Origin of the sequence: Bacteroides sp. 2201st1_D9_2201SCRN_220225 (genome assembly GCF_040928965.1) — a bacterium.
Classification (GTDB): Bacteria; Bacteroidota; Bacteroidia; order Bacteroidales; family Bacteroidaceae; genus Bacteroides; species Bacteroides stercoris.
Genome location: NZ_JBCODG010000011.1, coordinates 61,530 through 81,483, shown reverse-complemented (window position 1 = coordinate 81,483; position 19,954 = coordinate 61,530). Strand labels below are relative to the sequence as shown.

At 51.3% G+C, this 19,954-nt stretch carries 24 protein-coding genes; 11 read left to right on the top strand and 13 right to left on the bottom strand.

Going from position 1 to position 19,954, the window contains the following annotated elements; translation table 11 throughout:
* Positions 1–45: 45 nt before the first annotated feature.
* The 10 genes from AB5903_RS05640 to AB5903_RS05595 all read right to left on the bottom strand — a co-directional run bounded on the left by AB5903_RS05640 (position 46) and on the right by AB5903_RS05595 (position 8,918).
* Complete coding sequence (locus AB5903_RS05640) at positions 46–537, bottom strand: DNA N-6-adenine-methyltransferase (protein ID WP_004293602.1); 492 nt, start codon at positions 535–537, stop codon at positions 46–48.
* Between the two features lie 6 nt (positions 538–543).
* Entirely contained in the window at positions 544–999 is a 456-nt protein-coding gene (locus AB5903_RS05635) for a hypothetical protein (RefSeq protein ID WP_004293603.1), read from the bottom strand.
* A gap of 3 nt (positions 1,000–1,002) precedes the next feature.
* Positions 1,003–2,355, bottom strand: a complete 1,353-nt coding sequence (locus AB5903_RS05630) for a DUF2586 family protein (RefSeq protein WP_004303973.1) — start codon at positions 2,353–2,355, stop codon at positions 1,003–1,005.
* Positions 2,355–2,702 (bottom strand): hypothetical protein, encoded by a 348-nt coding sequence (locus tag AB5903_RS05625; RefSeq protein ID WP_004293605.1) that lies wholly within the window; start codon positions 2,700–2,702, stop codon positions 2,355–2,357. The genes AB5903_RS05630 and AB5903_RS05625 overlap by 1 nt, the downstream gene beginning before the upstream one ends.
* Positions 2,703–2,777: 75 nt before the next feature.
* Positions 2,778–3,827: a hypothetical protein gene (locus AB5903_RS05620; protein WP_004293606.1), complete on the bottom strand. Its 1,050-nt coding sequence runs from the start codon at positions 3,825–3,827 to the stop codon at positions 2,778–2,780.
* A gap of 126 nt (positions 3,828–3,953) precedes the next feature.
* The gene (locus AB5903_RS05615) at positions 3,954–5,192 is read right to left on the bottom strand and encodes an ATP-dependent Clp protease proteolytic subunit (protein WP_004293607.1); all 1,239 of its coding nucleotides are present in this window, start codon (positions 5,190–5,192) and stop codon (positions 3,954–3,956) included.
* Positions 5,193–5,475: 283 nt separating this feature from the next.
* Positions 5,476–6,180, bottom strand: coding sequence for a hypothetical protein (locus AB5903_RS05610; RefSeq protein ID WP_004293608.1), 705 nt, complete (start codon positions 6,178–6,180; stop codon positions 5,476–5,478).
* Positions 6,177–6,755: a hypothetical protein gene (locus AB5903_RS05605; RefSeq protein WP_008860784.1), complete on the bottom strand. Its 579-nt coding sequence runs from the start codon at positions 6,753–6,755 to the stop codon at positions 6,177–6,179. Before AB5903_RS05605 ends, AB5903_RS05610 begins: the two co-directional genes overlap by 4 nt.
* On the bottom strand, positions 6,736–7,371 hold the full coding sequence (locus AB5903_RS05600) for a phage minor head protein (protein WP_008142943.1): 636 nt from the start codon (positions 7,369–7,371) through the stop codon (positions 6,736–6,738). The genes AB5903_RS05605 and AB5903_RS05600 overlap by 20 nt, the downstream gene beginning before the upstream one ends.
* Before the next feature lie 224 nt (positions 7,372–7,595).
* Positions 7,596–8,918, bottom strand: a complete 1,323-nt coding sequence (locus AB5903_RS05595; RefSeq protein WP_008142945.1) for a DUF935 family protein — start codon at positions 8,916–8,918, stop codon at positions 7,596–7,598.
* Positions 8,919–9,206: 288 nt separating this feature from the next.
* On the opposite strand from AB5903_RS05595, the gene AB5903_RS05590 reads away from it, so the two are divergent.
* From AB5903_RS05590 to AB5903_RS05565, 6 genes are all read left to right on the top strand, one after another.
* Positions 9,207–9,659 (top strand): hypothetical protein, encoded by a 453-nt coding sequence (locus tag AB5903_RS05590; protein WP_004293612.1) that lies wholly within the window; start codon positions 9,207–9,209, stop codon positions 9,657–9,659.
* A 10-nt stretch (positions 9,660–9,669) separates the two neighbouring features.
* On the top strand, positions 9,670–10,008 hold the full coding sequence (locus AB5903_RS05585) for a hypothetical protein (RefSeq protein WP_004303967.1): 339 nt from the start codon (positions 9,670–9,672) through the stop codon (positions 10,006–10,008).
* Entirely contained in the window at positions 9,995–11,128 is a 1,134-nt protein-coding gene (locus AB5903_RS05580) for a phage antirepressor KilAC domain-containing protein (RefSeq protein ID WP_004303966.1), read from the top strand. The genes AB5903_RS05585 and AB5903_RS05580 overlap by 14 nt, the downstream gene beginning before the upstream one ends.
* A gap of 2 nt (positions 11,129–11,130) precedes the next feature.
* A complete protein-coding gene (locus tag AB5903_RS05575) occupies positions 11,131–11,568 on the top strand; it encodes a hypothetical protein (protein WP_195291947.1) in 438 nt (145 codons plus the stop codon).
* A 156-nt stretch (positions 11,569–11,724) separates the two neighbouring features.
* Positions 11,725–11,964: a hypothetical protein gene (locus tag AB5903_RS05570; protein ID WP_004293616.1), complete on the top strand. Its 240-nt coding sequence runs from the start codon at positions 11,725–11,727 to the stop codon at positions 11,962–11,964.
* Positions 11,951–12,394, top strand: a complete 444-nt coding sequence (locus AB5903_RS05565) for a hypothetical protein (protein ID WP_195291946.1) — start codon at positions 11,951–11,953, stop codon at positions 12,392–12,394. Before AB5903_RS05570 ends, AB5903_RS05565 begins: the two co-directional genes overlap by 14 nt.
* A 151-nt stretch (positions 12,395–12,545) precedes the next feature.
* Here the strand turns inward: AB5903_RS05565 and AB5903_RS05560 are convergent, their stop codons facing one another.
* From AB5903_RS05560 to AB5903_RS05550, 3 genes are all read right to left on the bottom strand, one after another.
* The gene (locus AB5903_RS05560) at positions 12,546–13,178 is read right to left on the bottom strand and encodes an RloB family protein (protein WP_004293618.1); all 633 of its coding nucleotides are present in this window, start codon (positions 13,176–13,178) and stop codon (positions 12,546–12,548) included.
* The gene (locus AB5903_RS05555) at positions 13,153–14,400 is read right to left on the bottom strand and encodes an ATP/GTP-binding protein (RefSeq protein WP_004293619.1); all 1,248 of its coding nucleotides are present in this window, start codon (positions 14,398–14,400) and stop codon (positions 13,153–13,155) included. The genes AB5903_RS05560 and AB5903_RS05555 overlap by 26 nt, the downstream gene beginning before the upstream one ends.
* A 527-nt stretch (positions 14,401–14,927) precedes the next feature.
* Complete coding sequence (locus AB5903_RS05550; RefSeq protein ID WP_004293621.1) at positions 14,928–15,719, bottom strand: hypothetical protein; 792 nt, start codon at positions 15,717–15,719, stop codon at positions 14,928–14,930.
* A 1,922-nt stretch (positions 15,720–17,641) separates the two neighbouring features.
* On the opposite strand from AB5903_RS05550, the gene AB5903_RS05545 reads away from it, so the two are divergent.
* The 5 genes from AB5903_RS05545 (at position 17,642) to AB5903_RS05525 (ending at position 19,950) form a co-directional block, all read left to right on the top strand.
* A complete protein-coding gene (locus AB5903_RS05545) occupies positions 17,642–18,214 on the top strand; it encodes a hypothetical protein (protein WP_117721218.1) in 573 nt (190 codons plus the stop codon).
* 65 nt (positions 18,215–18,279) lie between these two features.
* Positions 18,280–18,651, top strand: coding sequence for a hypothetical protein (locus AB5903_RS05540; RefSeq protein WP_004293624.1), 372 nt, complete (start codon positions 18,280–18,282; stop codon positions 18,649–18,651).
* Positions 18,652–18,921: 270 nt separating this feature from the next.
* Positions 18,922–19,314 carry a hypothetical protein gene (locus AB5903_RS05535; protein WP_004303960.1) on the top strand — a complete coding sequence of 131 codons (393 nt, stop codon included), beginning with the start codon at positions 18,922–18,924 and terminating at the stop codon, positions 19,312–19,314.
* A gap of 16 nt (positions 19,315–19,330) precedes the next feature.
* Positions 19,331–19,588 carry a hypothetical protein gene (locus AB5903_RS05530; RefSeq protein ID WP_004303959.1) on the top strand — a complete coding sequence of 86 codons (258 nt, stop codon included), beginning with the start codon at positions 19,331–19,333 and terminating at the stop codon, positions 19,586–19,588.
* Positions 19,589–19,737: 149 nt separating this feature from the next.
* On the top strand, positions 19,738–19,950 hold the full coding sequence (locus tag AB5903_RS05525; protein WP_004293628.1) for a hypothetical protein: 213 nt from the start codon (positions 19,738–19,740) through the stop codon (positions 19,948–19,950).
* Positions 19,951–19,954 lie beyond the last annotated feature (4 nt).

The following is a 19,954-nucleotide window of genomic DNA, read 5'->3' as shown; positions in this document are numbered from 1 at the left end:
TATCCGGCAAACAGACGGGTTATTATGTAACAAATTTATGGTTGACTATTGAAGTCGTGGCTTCACCAACTTCCCGTCGATACCGCATGTTTCCAGAACCGCGGTATTTTCTTTGTTGAAGGCGATCAGGCATGACGGCGCTCCGGCCGTACCACCCTGTTCCCCCGTAACATGGTAAAAACTGAGCCGTCCCTTGATAAAGAGTATTGAATCGGCGTTTGGGAATATCAGTTCGTGGAACAGGCGCGTGTCCGTGCGGGCAAAAGTGAGCGCGACGGCATTCCTGTGTTCGACACACCTGCGGATAAACCGGACAATCAGTGCAGTGTCATAGGGAGGATTGCAGAACACACGTCCGAACCAGGGTTGTTGCAGGCCGTCATCCTCAATGGTATAGTGATGTCGCGCCGTATCCCATGGGCGGTTTACGGGCGAACACGGATCCAAATCGAACGGCCCCAGCCTCCGAAGCAGGCAGGGAGGCGTGAGCCATTCGTTCTTTCCGGTAGAAGATTTCCCCTCGAAAGTTACATCCATGACAGCTTAGATTGTATCACCCGAGCCGATTTGGATATCGAACGGGTTGAGATCGAATTCATGGGTGATATTGGTATCATCCTGCTGTGACTCGAGACAATCCTCCGTGAAGATGCAACCTTTGAGCGTTACGGTCGTCGTTGTCCAGTCCTCGCCGGCCATCGGGTTGGCAAAGCTGATAATCAGGTCGAACTCGCCGATTTCGAGCAGCGAGCCGTACACCGAACGCAACAGCTGTTGCGTGGCATAGTCCATCGTGATGCTCGCCGTATAGGTAATGTTCCCGAACCCCCTCGACACCGGCCGTCCTCCCATGCCGTAGTTACTTTCGACCTTGCGCTTCTTCGACCATTTGATGGCCGACACGCCTTCAAGGGTCGTGGAACCTTCATCGATTCCCAGGGCGGTCGATGACAGGGTTATCATCGACCACGAGTATGCTACATTGTTGATTATTGCCATATGCTATGTCTTATTTGCGGTTAATGACAGTCCTTCCTCTACATAAATCTTCACGGCCACGCCCACCGGGACAAGGACATAGGAGATGCGCAGCGTGTCGTCCACCAACACGTTCTGGTTCGGGTCGATAGTGACGGCGTATCCTGAAATTTCCTGCGCCGCCTGCATCTTGGCCAGTATATCCCCGATGAGTGTCTTGAAAGCTGTAATCTTCGACGGGGCGAGGAACCCGGTTGAAGGATTGACCATCAGCGGTGAGTTCACATACGGCAGCAGGGCTGCACGCACGGCACGGCGGCTCTTGTTGATGGTGCGGTTCCGGGCAATGGTACGGAAATCCCCATGTGAGCATGTCTGGTCTTTCGAGATGTAGATCCCGTTCTCGCGGCCGGCATACTTGATGGGAAAAATATACCCCTTATCGTCGAGTTCGTCCAGCAGTGACGGGGAGAGTGACTCGTACCGGTTCAGGCTGAGGAAGTTCTCCTCTGCCTCGTCGAGGTTGATGTCCCCGAACCCCAACTCTATTTCCTGGAAATCGTCCGCGAAGAGATTGAACTGCTTGACCCATGCGATGGATTCGTGCACGTTGGCCTTTGCTATGGCTCCCATAACCGCTCCCAAAAATCCCACGGGCGTATGGTTCCTGTTGCACATCTGCATCGTGGAGATCTTTTCGTGATGCGCCTGGCCGAATATACAGCTGATACGGCTCGATTCACAGATACATGAAGGTATTTTATTCAGGTCAATCTGACGCCCCTCAGTCGTATCCGCCCCCGTATTGGAAGGATTGGCGGAAAGGATGAGCGAGAGCGGCTGGTTCTGCTCCGCAAGCCCCACGGCCACGTCGTTGAGCCCCTTTACCAGATTGAGGTTGTATTGTTCCGATGCGCCGTTCGCTTTCCACAGCGGCTGTTCCGTCCATATGCCTATCTGGTTGATCATACCCCCGGCAGCACGCTGCATGATTTCCAGCGCATCCCAGTTCGCCGAACAGTCCGCGAACATCACGTAGAGTTTTCCTGAACCGCCCGGATTGCCGGACATGCGGAAAAATTCACGGATATGGTATGCCGGGATGCCGTGCAGGAAATTGACATTCATCTCCTCCTCGTCGGTTGCCTCCACACGTTCGATGATACCGAAGTCGTTCACGGCGGACTTGAACGAGGTGATGTAGCAGACATCGCCAGGCTTGAGCCTGGTCTCATTGGTTTTACCATACCCCTCCGTGAAAAGCGTCGGCTGGAGGGACACGTCGAACAGCAGTCCCGTCACCTTCTCGCCCGACGAGCCGGTATCGTAAGGAATATTGCCGTCCACATCCTTGATAAATACATTACCGAGTGCCATTATGATTTCTTTTTAAGTTCGTTGTAGAAAGGATTCCTGTAGAGTACGGCCTTGCCCCTGATGGCGGCCGCCGTGTCCGGCGCATAGGTTCCTCCGTGCGTGTCGATGTACAGCGACGGATATGCCGGGAACTTTTTCAGCAGGGACAGGATGTGAGGCTCTGTCGTCTCCTCCGACCCTGCATTCCCTTTCCCCGCGGTCTTGGCCGGCAGCCTGTCTTCAGTCTCGCCGCCTGTCCCGAGGTTTTCCGATGCCGTTTCCGGAACGGGCACCGCCTGAGCCTCCGGTGCAGGAATATTATTGTTGTCTGTCTGCGGAGTTTCCTCCGTGTTGATTTTCTTTGCCATAACAGTAGAATGAAAATGGGGAACGGGGCCTTGCCTCCGCTCCCCGGGTGGATATTGAGAATGAAGAAAGGTGTGTTATTCGCTCTTCTTGTAGGCGGTATGGACCACGATCTCCGCCGGGCGGACGATGTTCACGTCCATTTTCATGCGCATCTGGAAAAAGAACAGCTCGGAGTTGGCCTGCAGACGGTCGATTTTCAGGATGTCCGTGTCGTTCGCGTAATCCACCCCCATCCACAGGTTGGAGTCCATGCCGGTGGAGAACTCGCCGAGCACCATCGTGTGTTCGGGGATTCCCACGACCGGGACGATGCGCTTGCCCTTGAAGCGATAGCGGTTGACCTCGGTATTCTCGGAATACTTGACCTGCTTGTCCGAGATATATTGGTCATACGCGTCCCAGGCGTCCCATCCGACCACAAAGGTCAGAGATGTCTTCTTTCGGATCTGCTTCGGACATTTCCTCCACATCGCATAGAGCGCCGCCTCCACCGCGGCCCCGTCCGTCAGCTCGGTCGTTCCCGAAATGATGCACTGCCCTCCGGCAACCACCTCGGCATCGGAGGAGTTCACATTGTCGAGGATCCGTTTGATGACCCCGTCAAAATATTTCTCCTTGTTGGCTCCGATTTTCGTGCAGCCTTCCGGTGCGGTAATCTTGGCCACCGTCTCTCCTCCGCGGGCGGAAGTCCAGATGGCGTTTCCGATATACTCGTTTTTCTTGTCCATAAGGAGACGGAGCATCGTCGCCTGGATTTTCGGGTCGAGCTCGCGGAACACGAGATTGCCTTCCGGCTGCGCGAAACGCCAGTACTTCTCGTAGTCCCTCGGGTTAAACTCGAGATAGACCATAAAATCGGACGGCTCAAGATGGCGTTCGGTGAACTGGTACTCGTTCGTGCCGTCATCGCCCTTGGCTCCGTGGATGGGTTGTGGGGTCGGCACGTTGTCCTGGATAATGTTGCCCAGCTTGATGGCAGGAAGCGTATAGCGGTGCTGGATGCCCGTCTTGATATGAATCAGTCCCTCGCGGACTGTATCATTGCCCTGCACGGTATAGGTCAGCAAGTCCTCAAGTACTTCGCCGCTATACCCGTTTTGAAGAAAGTTTACTGTATCAGCCATTGTCGTTTTAAGTTTTCCGTTGAAGAATGAAACTCGGCCGACTGGCGGATACCTGCTGTTTCCGCGCGAGACACTGCGGTCTCCGGCATGTCAGTTAAAATCGGGCGGACGCCCGCGGATAGTCTGTCAGAGCTTTCGGAACTTGAAATCCGCACCGACCACTTCCGCCACCTTCTCGGCCATCAGCTGTTCGGCGGTCTTTGTCGCTTCCGCCGTGGCCTGGATGTTGGCAGGGTCATCGGCGATTTCCTTCGAGATTTTCTCCCGCGCGGGAATGGAAGCCAGCGTGCTTTCCGCCAACTCGAAGTTGGAACCGGCCATCTCCACCCACTGCGTTTTCGCCTCACGGTCAATCTTGCCTTCTGCAATGGCATTCTCCACCAATGTCTCGATACGGGAAGCCTGCTCGTCCTTCTCTTTCTGCTCGTAGGCGGAAAGGCGTGCCGTCGCTGCGGCCAGGTCTGTCTGCAAGTTCCGGATGGAGGCGTCTTTTCCGGCGATGACGGTCTGCGCGTCGCTCAGTGATTTCTGTATTTCTCTGTATTTGGGTTCCATCGCGGCCAGTTCAGAGATACGTGCCATCACGTCCTTGACCTCACCGTCCTTCATGCCCAGCGAGGCTGCAATCGCCCCGTACTCAAAGCCTTGTGTCTTGTTTTCGTTTGCCATATCGTTTTCCGTTTCTGTAAGAGTAGGTTCAATGCCTTTGAAAGGTTTATTTCCCGCGCTGACACGGCTCATCAGTTCCTGGATGGCGGCCGTATCGGTCAATCCTTCTATCTCGTCATGCACTTTACGGCAAAGCTGCTTCGAGGTATGGATGACATGCTCCGCAGGTATGATGCCGGCCTTGACGGCAGCCTGTGCGTCGAAATAGGTCCCGTCCTTTCCTGCCTGTCCGTCCATGATGGCCCGCACATGCTCCGCTTTCAGGCCGAACCGTTTCCGGTAAATCGTCTCGATCTGTTTGGTAAAAGCCGTTACCATGTCCGACGGTTCCCCTCCGTCATCGTCCGGCAACATCGGGTTATGAATCATCAGTATGGCATAATCACGCATGAGAGAACGCTTGCCCGCCGCCCAGATGATGGAGGCCATCGATGCCGCGACCCCTTCGATGATACATTCCGTATCCACCGTGGCATTGGCGATGGTGGAATAGGTGGACATGCCGTAAAGGACACTGCCGCCCTCCGAGTTGATCAACACGCGGATACAGGAGGGACGGATGATATTTTCCAAAAAGTCGAACTCGTCATTGAAACGTGAGGTCGTCTCTTCCGTCACGCGACCGAAGAAACGGATAACAGCCGGCTGGCCTGCCTTCGCCTCTCCGACGACATATTGAAGTGTGTTCATATCCATATGCAAGGGTTATTTGAACAAGAGTAGGCGGTGGAAAAAGAAAAGGTTTTGCACTGCTATTTATGGAAGTGGAAATATGAGAATCCATCCATTTATGGAAATGCGATTATCTTTACAGTATAATAGATTGTTCAAATTACAGACCGGTTGCAACTATTTGTATCAAGACCGGCATGCTGAACATTCTAAATTCAGCAAGTACAGAAAATGTATCATGAGTCTTGTATTATCTGCTGATTCATGTCTGTTTATACGCAGTGCGGATAAATCTCCTGCATGGATTTCAATTTTCCGATCCAGTATCCGAAAAACCAGATACTTCGTCATGTTCCGGACGCGGATGGAAGCCGTGTCCGCCGCTGTCATGTTGCGGCGCATCGCTGTGTTGGGTGAACGGGGGCATGACCACATACCTTTTTACCCAGTCCCTGTATTTCCACGCGGAAGATTCCCTGAACCATACCTCGTAGTCTATCCAGTACGCCTGCAACATATTGGTTGAAAGCGGCATGTCGAAATAGGTCAGGTTGCACCGCTCGCTCAGCGCCGGCTCATGGTTCTTGGCATCCTGTATGGCTACATTGAGCCGCTGGAAGACCAGAAACGCCTCGCATTCCTTGTCTTCGTCCGCATTGTTGAGCGTATTCAGGATAAACCGCACGCGCATGGTGGCGCGTCCCTCACCGATACGCTGTTGCTGTACCAGGTACCTCACGTTGATAAAGTGGATGAACACGGCAGGGAACACAGTCTCATACTCCGTGTTATCGTCACGGACAATGCGGGCGAACTGGCCGTTGTCGATAGCGACGGTTTTGAACAGGGGCGGCGACAACGGGTCGTCCGGATTCTCCCGCAGGGTCAGGACAGCCCGCTTAACGGCCCGGTATATCTCCACGAAAGGGTTCGCGGAAACTTCTTCAGGCAGGCTCTCCGCCGGTGCCGACGGTTGTGCGGGCTGTGGTGCTGGGTGTTTGTCTTTTATCATAACGGCTGGTGTGGAAATCCTTTAAAAATCATATCTATGAAATGGGCGGCGATATAGTCGTCCGTCTTCGGTGAGAATCCGATGAACTGCCGGTGTACGGGACGGCGCGTGGAATACTGGTTTACCGTGTACAGCCCGAACTTCGGATCGGTATTGTGTATGGCGGCATAATGCCCGTAACGCTCCTTGCTGCGTCCCCGCTTGCCCTTGACTGGAAAGCTCTTTTCCGTAGTCCACATGCAATACCTGGCGCCTTTCCGGAAGATGCGCGTACGGTCCGAACGCCGTCCCACTATGTCTGTCCGGCCGGCTTCCGACTGTATGCTCCGGGCCAGAGTCCCCGTATCGTTCATGAGAGGATGGGTGAACCTCTTTCCCCATTTGGAGGTACGAGGCGCCCATTTGCTACCGTTGAATCCCCCCGAAGCGAATGAGGACACGAACTGCTGCCTGGTATAGTCACCGGCAGCAGTTGCGAAGTCGAATACGTTGAACTCCAGCCGGCTGGCCATGACGCGCGTACTGGTCCTGCTTACCCAGTGGCTGCAAAACTCATCAAGCGTTATCTTGGGCATAGGCGAACTTTCCTTTAATGCGTTTCACAATATCATTCATGTAACCCGGAAGCGGGACGGAGAAATAGCGGTGCGCATCGGAAAAGATACGCCCGCCGGTTGCCAGGCTCTCCCGGAAGACCGGATCCACCTTTTCCAGATAGTCTCCCTTATCCGGCAAAGCCGCCCGGACAGCGGCGAACCCCTCCGCGACCAGAAAGCAGCGGCATCCCCATTCGATCGGCGGTATCAGCTCCGGAGGAAACTCGGATTTGCGGAAGGAAATCCCTTCCAATGAAAGATGCCAGGCACGTACCCGTTCATCGCCTTGTGTCATGTAGGTAAGCACGGTATCCATATCCACCGCCATCCACCATGCGGCCATCGAGGCCGCGAAGAATACCTGGTTGTTCTCTTCCTCCGCATGGACGAGGTTATACCTGCGGCATATCTTTTCGTATGCTTCCATGTCCTGTTCATCCGCTGTCTCGGGCAGTTCCCCGAGCATGGCATACTCCTCTGCCGCGGCAAAATCCACCAGGTTGTCTATAGCTGCAATCAGGATGTCACGCTGCTGCCGTTCCCTCTCTGTTGTAAAGGAGTTGTGATTTTTCAGTATCTCCAATGCCCGGTCCATATCGATTCGCAGACCTGTCAGCGCACGGTCTATGAGGAAAGAGGCACGCAGGGTGATGATGTCCTCTATAATGTCGAGACGTTCCGCGCTGTTCTCCCAATAGAGGATCAGCCTGCGGAATGCATCGAAAATGACACGATACTCCTTTTCCGTATCGGATTCCGTGGTTGCAGATGCCCTGACAGCCCTGAACGGAGCGTTGTCCGGGAGCGGAAGACGGGCTTCTATTCCGCTCCCCGCAGAAAATTTCCGACCTTCGCCCCCCGGGGGCGTCCGTAACGCCGGAAATACTCCTCGTCCGACATGATGCCCCGGTCGTTGTGGCTGAGACCGGATGAGCCGCCTTCGGCTCCGAAACCTAATCCCGGGATAACATTGAGCTGCCGGCCCACATTGATACCGAACTCTTTCTCGATCTCATCGGCCGCCACTTCATATTTGTCCGTGATCAGCGAATAGAGCTTGATGCGGTCCTCGTTGCTCATCTCTATCCGGTTCGAATACCGGAACTCCAATCCTCCGGGGATATACCCGATAGCCACCAGGCGGGGGATTATCTCCTCGTTCATGACGTTTTCGATATACCGACGGTAGACTTCGATACGGTCGCGGAAAATGTCCTGGTGTGCTTTCGTGGAACCCACGTACGACTGCATCCCTCCGGCCATCGACTCGGAGCCGAGCACGAGGTTGGCAACTTCCTTGTTCACAAACTCGATAAGCCCGGTATATATCTTTTCCGAGTTGGACATGGTGAATGTCTTGATATCGACCTCGTCCTCAATGCCGGTAACCACCACCTTGTTCTGTGCCGCGTTGGCTATCTCGTTAGCCAGCCTCTTGCGGTCGGCGTTGCTCTCGCTGACCGTCTTTCCGTGGATAATCGGCTGTCCGTAAGTATGGGAAAAGTTCACATAGTTGGCCACCGTGAATTTCTTGGCCAGTATCAAAGGGGTCGTGGCGGAAAAAAGTCCCAAGTCGCCGGAGTTTACCAGTACATAACAACGGTAATATGCCGGGTCATGTAAATCCCAATGCGGCTCCCACAGTCCCTGCCGCTTCAGTACCGTTTTCTGGTCCGGCAACACATTACGCCGTTCGATGATGTTGACTTCCGCCAGCCTGCCCGTTCTGGGGTCAGTATGCGGCATGATTTCAAGCAGGGTGTACCCGTAGAGCTTGGATTCCACTATGCCCTTGATTATCTTGTCGAACTGCGAACCCTGTATCTTCAGGGAGTTCGCCACGTCCTTGATGTATTTTCCCTTTTCGTTTACACGGGCAAGCATATAGCGGTCGCCGAGAATCTGGCTTTCCAGTGTCTCGACAACGGAACGTATATGAGCGTCCTGTTGCAGGCAGGCTTCATACAGGTCAATGAGCCGGGCGCGGTCATCGAGAATATATCCCGAGCCGGTATCCTGACGGCATGAACGGTAGCGGTTGTTGCGCTCGATTTCGCGGACATACTCCTGAATTGTCTTTTTGGAGGTCTTAAAAATACTCTCCAAGAGTTCCCCGTTAAATGATTTGTCCGATGTAGCCATAATTTTTTTGTTTCTTGTTCAAAGAGTAGAGACAATCCTCAAGAGAGGTTTTTACGGCTAAAAGAATATATGGAGAACGGGACTCTTAATGCTTGATTTACAAACCGAAATATACAACTTAAATATATAGATATTTCGGTTTTATTTATGTTGTAAATATCTTATTATCAGTGATTAACAATTTATTAAAAGTGTAATTTATGTATATATTTATAGTGTATTTCATATTAAAAAGATATATCTTTGCACCACGTTAGATACAAATCCAAGAACAATGAAAAAGAGAACATGAAAGAAGAAAAGATTCCCTGCCGGATAATCCGGTACAGGGAGTTCCCCGATCTGCTTTTCGGAACGTTACGGGAAGACGGACCGGTCTATTTCGACGCGACACGCTTCATCCAGGCCAAAGGAGATGCACGCCGGCATAATGTCCGTGATTTCCGTGTCGCTTTCCATCACTGGGCAACGGCGTTGGCAGACGCCTACGGAATAGACAGGGAAAAGATGATCATCCGTGACGAGGCGTCGGGACACCTGTTAATTGATGAATGTCTGGCTCTATTATTTGTCGTTTACATCGATCCCGCGTTCGGTGTCTACCTTCTGGAGCGCGTGGACGAACTGCTGTCCGGTGGATTTACGGTTTCAGACACTTGGCTGGTACAGGCTGCCGGTCTTAGATTTACAAAGGAGGAATTAACGCAAATTTTAGAACAACATGAGACGCAGCACATTTAAACGACCCAAGATGGTGCTCATCTTCAACGGGGCACAGGTTCTTGTAGCGGTCACGCGCTCGCTGCACAGCGCGGCGGAATTGACAAAAGGCAACTTGCAGGCTATCTCATTCTGTTGCACGGGCAAGTATGTATGCAGCGGCGGACTCTATTTCAGGCATCTGCATCCGGATGTGGAAATCGAGCTGGCCGACCTCGGCACACTGATGCTGAAAGATTATGACGCCCTTTGCGGCGAGAAACGCACGTACTATCCGGTGCGCAAGATGGCACATAAGAGAGCCTTGCTTGAAAACAAACGTAAGTCTGATAACCAAAAGAAAGGAGGAAATACCTATGAGGGAAAATAGGAATGTTCCGTTCCGGGACTGGAACATAAGGGTTTCCCGGAACCATAACGGCCAGCTCCATATCTGCGCCGTGGATATATGCGATATACTCAAGCGGGACGAACTGCTTGAAAACGGCGCCATCGCCCGTGTTTGCCCGACGGCATTGAAAATCAGTTTCCGGAAAAACGGCAGGGAACAGTGGGGTTTCCGTCCCATCGATATGCGCCGGCTTTTACAACTGGTACGCAAGGAGACTATTATACCCCGTGACCTGCTTGATGAATTGGAAGTGTGGGGCAACAAGCTTCTGGAACTGGAAGCCGGGGAGCTGCACGCCGTCCCGCAGGACGACATCGTCATGCACTTCGAGGAAGGGTTCCCCGTCACGTTCCGGCGTGTCGGCGACAAGCTGATGGTCAACGCCACGCAGATCACGATGCACTTCGGGAAAATCCCGTCTGAATGGCTACGCATCGCTTCCACGGATATGCTCCGCAGGGAAATGGCCGGCAACGGACATACCGGGAAATACGAGTCGCAAGTCTTCACCACACGGGGGCGGGGGCACGGTGCGACCTGGTTGGAATCACCGCTTGTCATACCGTTGGCCAGATGGATCGCCCCTGACCTGTCTTTGGCGGAATGGTTGGGCGAGGCTATCGGCAAACTCTCCGTGAAACGAGGGAAGACAATCGTACGCGAACGCCCCAGGGTGGCGGCACCCGGTCTGCCCTGTATGGATTGTCCCATGCCGCAGGATATGGAATCGGCGACGAGACTGATTCTGGAACTGCGGAAGGTGGTGAGTGAATCCCTGCCGAAAATCGTATTCTACGAGGAGTTTATCGAGAACAGGGACTGGTTCAAGAGCACGCGCATCGCTGACGAACTCGGCATATCGCCGCGACAGTTGCACCAGTTCCTTGCCGAAGAGGGCATCTGCAAGTACGAGAAGCGGCAATGGGTGGTCTTTCCTTCCTGCCGGGCCTGGCAATGCGATGTGCCTTACACGTGGGAGAACAGCCGGGGCAAGGTATATACTTTCGGATCCACCAAACGATGGACACAGGCCGGACGGGAGTGTATCATAGAACTGTGGCGCAAGAGGAACCCTGAATACTGCCCACCGGGTGCATAGCGATGGAAACGGCATTACAGCGGATCATCCGCAAGACAGGAAGACGGCCGGTAGAGTGCCGTTGCCGTCTGTGCAGGCAGCAATGCCGGATACCGTGCCTCGGTACGCCGGAAGACATCCTCCGGTTGCTGAAAGCCGGATACAGGGAGCGTCTTGCACCCACTCGGTGGGCGGTAGGCCTGCTGTTGGGAAAAATCCCGTATATCGTGCCGATGGTACAGACGAAACAGGAAGCAGGCGGGTGCACATTCTTTCAGGACGGACTGTGTGAACTGCATGCGGCAGGGCTCAAGCCCACTGAAGGCAGGTTGTCGCACCATACCATCACCATGGAGAACCTGAAGTTCGGAATGTCGCTCTCGTGGAACGTGGCCAAAGAATGGCTGGACGAGCGGAACTTCGACACGATACGGGAGATTGTCCGGATAATGGGAAAATAGATGAGGGACGGTTTCATGAATGAAGTATCAGTATAACCGGTTGATTCCTCCTTTGCCGATTTCATGGAACCGCCTCTTATTAATTCATACCATTTGCAAACAGTTCGTATTAGTCACGGCTATCCTTTATCAGGAAAACATTTAAACGCGAATGATATGAAACTGAAAAGCAGAATGACCGTCGGGGAGATGTCGGAACACCTGACGGAACATACCGGCAAGTTCGCCAACCGCGTATCCGTGGGGCGTTACGCCAAAAAACTGGGATACGCCGTGTATAAACCGATGATAAACGGCAGGATATGCCAGTTCTATGTCAATCCGTCGATTAAGGATGACGGGGAAGCGGAAACATTACGGACGAACGAACGCGAAAACGGACATGAAAGGGAATGACGACAAAAGGCAACACGTGATACCGTTTATGAAATGCTTCACCGGGCTGGTCGGCGCGTTCACCCCGGAAGAGGTCATCTTCATGCTGTACATGGCAGACCGTACACGCCTGCGTGAAAAAGGTTACGACACCTTGCGCAGCAAGCGGTACTACATGGAGAACATGGAGATGGGTTCGCGGATTTTCGACAAGTGCGTGGAAAAGACAACGCGTATGGGATTGCTTGAACGGGTGCCGGTCAGCGGGATGTACGATTACCTGTGGCACATGGATTCCTACAACCGGCTTGTAGGGATATTGGCGGAACTTGGAAATCCTTTTTCTATCAGGGCATTCTGTCATCGGATGTTCGATGTGGAAAAAAGGACCGTGGCATCCGTCTCTGACGAAGAGGTCAGCCAATGGAAAGAGAGACACCGAAAAGTTTGAGCGTATCTGTCCACGGAACGTAAATGAATAAAAACAGACGGCATCGTTGTGATTTGCCGTCTGTTTTTGTGTTTTTGCGACATAAAATCCGATAAAACCGGAAGGAGGTGGTAGCCGGGTACAATATTATCCGGGCAAACGACAGAATATGCTAAATATACTTATTCAGTTCTTCCACAAGAAGATGCACCGTTGTCGAAGATTCCGCCTGTGCCGGCGGTATTCCCTCCATTCGGCGCAATACGGCTTTTGCGTTCGTGATGGCCTGAGCCTGTTTACCGCCCAGCTCCCTGAAAACACGACCGCCTGTACCGGCTTCCTTGTTGTAGGAGAAGCCCAACAAGCCGGATAGCTTTGTTTCATATTGATTTCTGTGCATCGGGCCTTGTACCAGGTTATAGTGCAGCAAGAACCAATACTCGAAAGCCTGGTTGCTGTATGCCACCCTCATGCCACCGGCTTCCGCCATACCGATAGCCCGGTTGAAATCCCGATCGGGAAAGTCATCCTTGTCAAATACCACCCAGCACTGGTCATACTCGCGTCCTTTCTTCCGCTCTTCTTCTTTCATCCGTAAAGCCTTTTGGACAAGACCTACCGTATTGAGTCCCTGGCCTACCGCTTTAATATTGGCGGAAGTCAGGCGAAATGCATTGAAATAATCCGGTTCCGTATTTACCCCCTCGCAGATGATCAGGAAGGATTGTTTGACCTCACGGACAAAACTGATACGCCTGAGTGTCCGTGCCGCGCGTGGATCACGCTTGTTCGTCCGTGCTGCCATATTCTTCCTCCCTCAGGTCAAATAACCGTTCAAACTGGCCGATGACAGGGATACCGCCATATTTCCCCATCAGGTACTCCTTTTCGAAAGGTGCACTGTTGCGAACCTTGTATTCCGCCAACGAATAGAGTTCCGAGGCTCCAAACGAATCTTTCTGTGTAAACCAGATCTGATCCCTGCGGAACAGGCTTGCATTAAGCAGGTTGGTGTCATGTGTCGTGAAAATCAACTGTGCATTCCTGGGATTTGTCACTCTGGAATTGAACAGCCCGATGATGCGACTTGTCAACAGAGGGTGCATTTTCGAGTCGAACTCGTCGACAACCAGCCTTTTGCCATGATCCAACGCGTCGATTATAGGATAAGCCAGCGAGAAGTATTTGATCGTACCCTCCGATTCGTTTACGCGGAACGGGAAAGTGACCGTCTTCGTGGCGTTGCCCTCCTCGTCATATTGCTGGTGTGAACTGATGACTGTATTGTCAACCTTGCGTATGTCGTCGATTCCGAAGTCTGCAAACCGGGCAAACTCCACAATACGCCTTTTCATGGACGGATCATCGATCTGGGCTATCGCCATTTCCCAAATCCGCTCGTCGCTGCTGCCAAGAACAATCGTGGTGTTGGCCAACCATCCCATGATTTCCACCGAGACGCTTTCGTTGAACTGTGCTGCCACGGAAAGAAGCAGCGCATTGTCGCGCACCATTTTTTTGGCGACAACCTCTTTGCCGACCGAAAATTTGGGATGCAGTTCATACTCATCGCCGTCACGCAGGAACAGTTCCACCTCCTTTGCCTTGCGCTTGTTGCCCTTTTGATAAAGCCACTCCCGGTGTACACGTTTTTCATCGACTTCGAACCCATAGCGGTATTGGACCGTTTCGTCGGCAAAGACCGCCTCAAAATAACTGGGCTCCTGTTCCGTCCTCCGGTTGAGACGGAAACTTTCCACCCGTATGCTTTCGCCGGACTGCACGCCTTTGGAGGAATTGATGACAAACCATTTGAAGAAATCGAGTGCTTTGACCAGATTCGATTTCCCGCTGGCATTGGCCCCGTAGATGACCGCACTCTTCAGCAAAGAGAGGTTCGTACCTTCAAGCTCAAAAACAATCTCATCGGACCGGGTCTGTTTTTCTTTCAGCGCGGAAGCAGCCAAAGACAAGGTCGCCGGCTCCTTGAACGAAAGGAAATTTTCGACTGTGAACTGAATAATCATATTATATCGCAGTTATATGTAAATTTTATGCAAATATAGGGGATATTTTTCATATATAGATGTTTTATCGGATCTCTTTTTGCGGTTATTTTCCTGCACGTGAAAATCAGACCGTTTTCGTTCTTGCAATGCTGCCCTGCAAAAGGCGACTGCAATTTTCCGAAGCGGCAACATCGGCTTGCGATTCATGCTCCCGATAGTGGAATTTGGGTGGAAAGACGCGAAATTCGCCACATCTTTCCCCTCAATGTGGTACAAATGTACCGTGTATCTGACAGGAGGGGTGTTACAAATGTAGCAACAATACTATAAGTAGTATTATACAAGAAGAAAGATGTACTTTTTTCTTTGACGCAAAGAAAAAAGATACCAAAAAAGAAACAAATCATGACAGACGGCACGCCGTCTGTTTTTTTGTTTTTTTGAATCGGAAAGTGTTGAAAACGGATAAGATGAGGATTAAAGGACCACTTCCTCCCCAGATACAAGAGAGAGAAACAGAACGAATACCTTATACCGTCACCCTCTTACCGTCTGGCATCCTTGTCGCGGTTCAGCCTTACGACAGAGCGCACGCAGTCACGTACCAGTTCGGCATCCCTCCGCTCCATGAAATAGTTCCCGCATTCCAACCGTTTCCTGTCCGCCGGCCTGTTGTTGTCCCTGCATTCACGGATTTCCAGTATGTCATTCAGGTAATAGTACTTGTCACCGCGTCTGACACGTGTTGCCAGCCGTTCGAGTTCCTTCAGCCGTCCGTTCCATGCAAGCCCTTTCTGGCGTAGAGCATCGGAAAGCCTGCTACGGCCACTGGTTCCGATAGGCAGTATCTGGAGATTCACCGCGTACCCGACTGTTTCATGCAGGGAATAGCGCAGGCTCCCGTCTTCGTCCAGCAGGCAATACAGCACAACACGTCCTTTTGCGTCGATTTCCTTGAAAGCCCCCAGTATTACATGCTCATCCAGGATACTGAGTTTTACCAACTGTCCGTCTTTGGGAGCATAGAGAGATTCCGAACATACACCCCGGCGCTTGTCCCATGCAAGATGGCCTTCGTTCAGCAGGCGTTGGAGGGCAATCTTTTGCTCTGCGCTCGCTTCCCGGCAATCATTCAGAAACATGACCGCGTCATCGGTAACGAGTTCTCTGCCCGCAGTCATCCTTACCGGAACCGACACGCAATTACCCGTGACATCTCCCACAAGTCCGGTTTCCGATGTCCCACCGTTGAAGACGACCATTCCCTTGCGAATGGACGACCCACCCGTGCTGTCTTTCGGAATACTCCCGATTTTCTTCTTATGATATGATTCCATTCTTTCGATTCTTTATCCAGATATTTCCTGTAACAGCAAAATGCCATACTTCATACATAAGTGGATACAATACGGCAAATATACGTATAATTCACCAAAAAGGCAGGTGACTGAACCCCATTTCTTCTGCATTTCCACGGTTTCCTGTATAAAGTCACAAAAACCGTACAAATAAGTCGGAATCCATGTGGATAGCTTCGTTCTGTATATTCTATATGATTAAGGAACAAAACATTACAAGATTGTCCGATTGTGAAAAGCATATCCGAACATACTGAATGACAGGAATACACATCCTCCTTTTCCGTCGTCCAATCCGGTTAAGAACAGTCAATATACCGACGTGTCTCTATATATTTTTTGATGCGTTTTCAGCGTATCTAAAAAACAACTTCAAGCCGGAACCCGGAAATCGTGCAGAAAGTCTGTACACCCGTGAAAATTGAAAGGACAGGCATCCACAAATGAGAATATTTCAAAAATATGGGACATGGTGAACACCAGCACCTTAAGCAACCATGATAAATACAAGTACTTTACTGTATATTTTTTGATACCTGCTTACAGTTTCAATCCGAAAGCCGCATTTTGAGCCATTTTGGAAAACCGGACTTGAAAAAACGGCCCGAGGACAGAGACCGAATCCGCACCCGAGGGTACACCCTCCCTAATCTTTTTATTTTTATTACACCATTGAATATCAATAATTTATTAGGTTTACTTTTGTATAAAGTAAGCCTAAAAACGTCTTTTACATTATCTTTGCTTACAAATTGAAAGTAAAAAAATCTTTTCAGTCCTATTTTATCCATTTTAAGCAGCTAATAATCTGATAATCAATAGACAAAACTGATTTTGATTTTATACATACGTTGAAACGGGGCTTTTTTGATTTTTGCAAAGGAAAAATTTTTTTCAAAGAAAATCATTTTTTCTATTTTATTGATATTCAACTATTTACAAATTCACTTCGCGCGCGTGCGTTCCATATTCGCAAAAAGGCTGTTTTTGGAACGTTCCAAATTTTTTTCTCAAAAAGTTTTGCAGTTCTGAAAAACGGTTTTATAATAGTCATGTACTCGAAAGCCAAACAAACGGCAAACAAGTACGGAGAAAAACGAATAAAAAAATAGATAGTAAAAAACAGAATTAAAAAACAGAAAAGCAAAGACCGCCGAGAGCGAGAAACAAAAACGGCGTTTACACGAAAGTGAGTTGTTGAGCCGTCAAAGGGTAACACCCGAAACAACACCGTGTGCGTTTAGGTACGCTTAAAGAGTGCGTTAAATAACCACGCTTCGCACGGGGCAATAATACCAGTATTGCCAACCTACGAAAGTAGGGAAATTTATGGAACGGGATAAATCGTATTTATTCCGAGTGCCGGAAATACGTCAAGACTTTTGCAAGTCGCTGGGAGTATTGAGAATACCGCCACTGAAAAGGACGTGCAAGAATAATGCCATAATTGCGCCCTTGTGCGCACGGAGATAAAATGCACGGTAGCGGAAAAACAGTCCGCACGGAGCTTGAGAAAAGAGCATTGCCAATGTTATGCCCATAATCACCAGCCGCCCACCGCCTTACTGTTAGCTGCCGGATTGGAAAAGATCCGGAACGTGCCAGAGAAGCGTCTTGCCGAAATTGGAGTAAAGCAGCGCAGAGCCACGACACGATGAGTAGAACTCGTGCAAAGATACGATATGCCGAAAATGCGCTCATTTGGATAGCTCTGCTATGGGGTACGTTTTAAGTGCGACAAAGTTACGAAAAATTTTGCCGTGCAGGGTGAAATGCACGGCAAATTTTTGGGCGCGTGGCAGGAAATGCCACACTTTGCGCTATGGTGCAGAGTTCGGGGTTCGACTCCCCGAGTGCCCGCAATGCGTGATTTTGCGCAGTGTTTCTAAAATTTTATCATTATGGCAACTTCTAAATTGAACAAGGAACAGTATGCAAACATCGGTTCGTTTGCAGGTATCATGTTGGTTTACAACTCTACCAACAAGGACGGTGAACTCGTGCAGACGGCACAGCACTTTTTCGGTGCGGACTTTGAGCCTGCCGACAAGTCGGACAACGAGATTTTCCGTGTGATTAAAAACATGGTCGCAACTATGTGGCACACCATTGCGGAGGAAAAGAAACTGCGTGCCGATGCCGACGGCATACGCTCGAAATTCCGTGCCACAACCCCTGCGGAAATCATCATCTGCGAGAAGTCGGGAAATCGTATCAAGAAGTACGACCTTACCGACAGCGTTTGGGCGCGTATCGGTCTTGTGCCGACCAAAGTAGACCTCGAGAAGTCAAACCGTGATTTCCAAAAGACAATCCATGCCGCTGCAAAGGCTATCCGCAACGCCATGAATTTCGCCCCGAACCTCGCCAGCCTCGAAAAGCCAACCGAGAAAACGACCAAGACCGGCAAGGCTGAAAAGGTGGCGGAACAGCCTGCCGGAACGGTTGCCGACGAAAGCAAAAAGGCGGCATAAGGGCAACGGAGTAACTGAAACCTGCCCGAAAAAGGCAAAAGGACGGCAGGCAGCCCGCTGAACGTGTGGGACTGCCTGCCCTTTTCGTATCTGCCGTCGTAAGCGCGTGTTCTTGTGACGTATGCCACGGATACGCGCTTTTCATTTCGGGCGAAAGCAACTGTAACGTGATAGGCGAAAAGAATTTCCCGGCAAAAAACGGTGCCGGGACTGTACCTCCGCCGCAGGACGGGGAGTACACCGTGGACGACCTGAAGACCGCTCTGGAAGAGTCCGAGCGGTCGCTGCATGATGCCGTCTTCATAGCCCGCCAAGTGTGGGAGAAGGACTGCGATGCCGTGAAGTTCGACATCGACGACCTTGTGCAGATAGAATCGGCATTGCAGGAGATATGCAACATCACCGCAGGAATTGACAGCGGGGACGATGGCGAGTGACATGACGCGCACACGTGCTGCGGAAACTGCGGGGCGTGCGCGCTTTTTCGGGCATTGATATACACTGTGTCAGGATTGCACCCTGAAATGCCCGCACTTTTCTAAAATTCCCTCCGATATGACTTCCTTGCGCCGTGAGGCGTTGTGCCTACCTTGTATATAACACGGTTAAGCACGGTCTGGCGTTCTGCGGAACCGCCTGCCGTGCTTCCGCTGTTATCCTGTGCGGGGAAGCGGAGAACGGATGTGCCAATAATAAAACGAATAAATATGATAGAAGTGTTTGACGCAAAGCGCACCCGCAGTTACGGGTGCTTTGCCAGTTTCAAGGCTGCCACCGATACGCTTGACAGCCTTGCCGCGACGGGACAGCTCGGAAGTGTGCCCGCTGTCAGCGTGGCGGCGTATTGCAGCGGCGTGTTACAACGGGAATATGAAGCGGTGTTTGTCGGTGGGAAATGGCGTGTGCCGAAATCTCCGAAAAGGCGGATGCCGGAAACGAGACCTGCCCGTGGGAGACGTCGGCGGAAATGGTGCAAGGAGTACGCTACGGCGGAGCTGATGTTCCGAGAAGGGTTTCCCGACCATTTGAACCGCAGTTATCCGCTCTCGGCGGACAGCCTGAGACGGTGCAACCGGAAATGCAGAATTTATATGCAATAATAAAAACGCAATGAGTATGAAAACATTAGCAGACGTGAAACGGAAAATGACGCTTGGCTCGAAGTGGCGGTGCGTCCGGCTGTTCGAGGGCGGAAAAGACCTCGGCGTGCGTGAGGTCGGGAAAGTGCAGGGTAATGCCGTGGCATTCCTCAAACCCGACGGGAAACTCTCGTGGCTATGGTGGCCAAAGGCAAAGGACGTGCAGGTGGAAGAAAACGCCTTCACCGTGCTCCAGAACGGAGTGCCCAAGCTCAAGTACATCTATGCCGGATAGGTGTTCCGGAAAAAATCATGCAAAATAATATGAATTAATAACAACTATGGGGGCGGAATGCCCCTATGCTTTTATAAACGGATAAAGAAAATGACAGAAATAACGAGAAAGCAGATATCTGGTCTGCGGGTAAAGATGTATTAACGGCTATGGGAGAGGAACATAGAATCAACGAGATAAAAGGTGTCATCATCAGCCGTGCCCTGCTCAAGGAATACGGGTATGATGGCGATATGCCCACCGACAAACAGATGCAGGTCATCGGCAACGGGTTACTTGAATACTGGGGCGTAAGCGACGGTTTCAAGGAAGCCCTCGCCAGTACAATGGAGAACATGTTCGGTGTAAAAGCAAAAGATTAGGTCT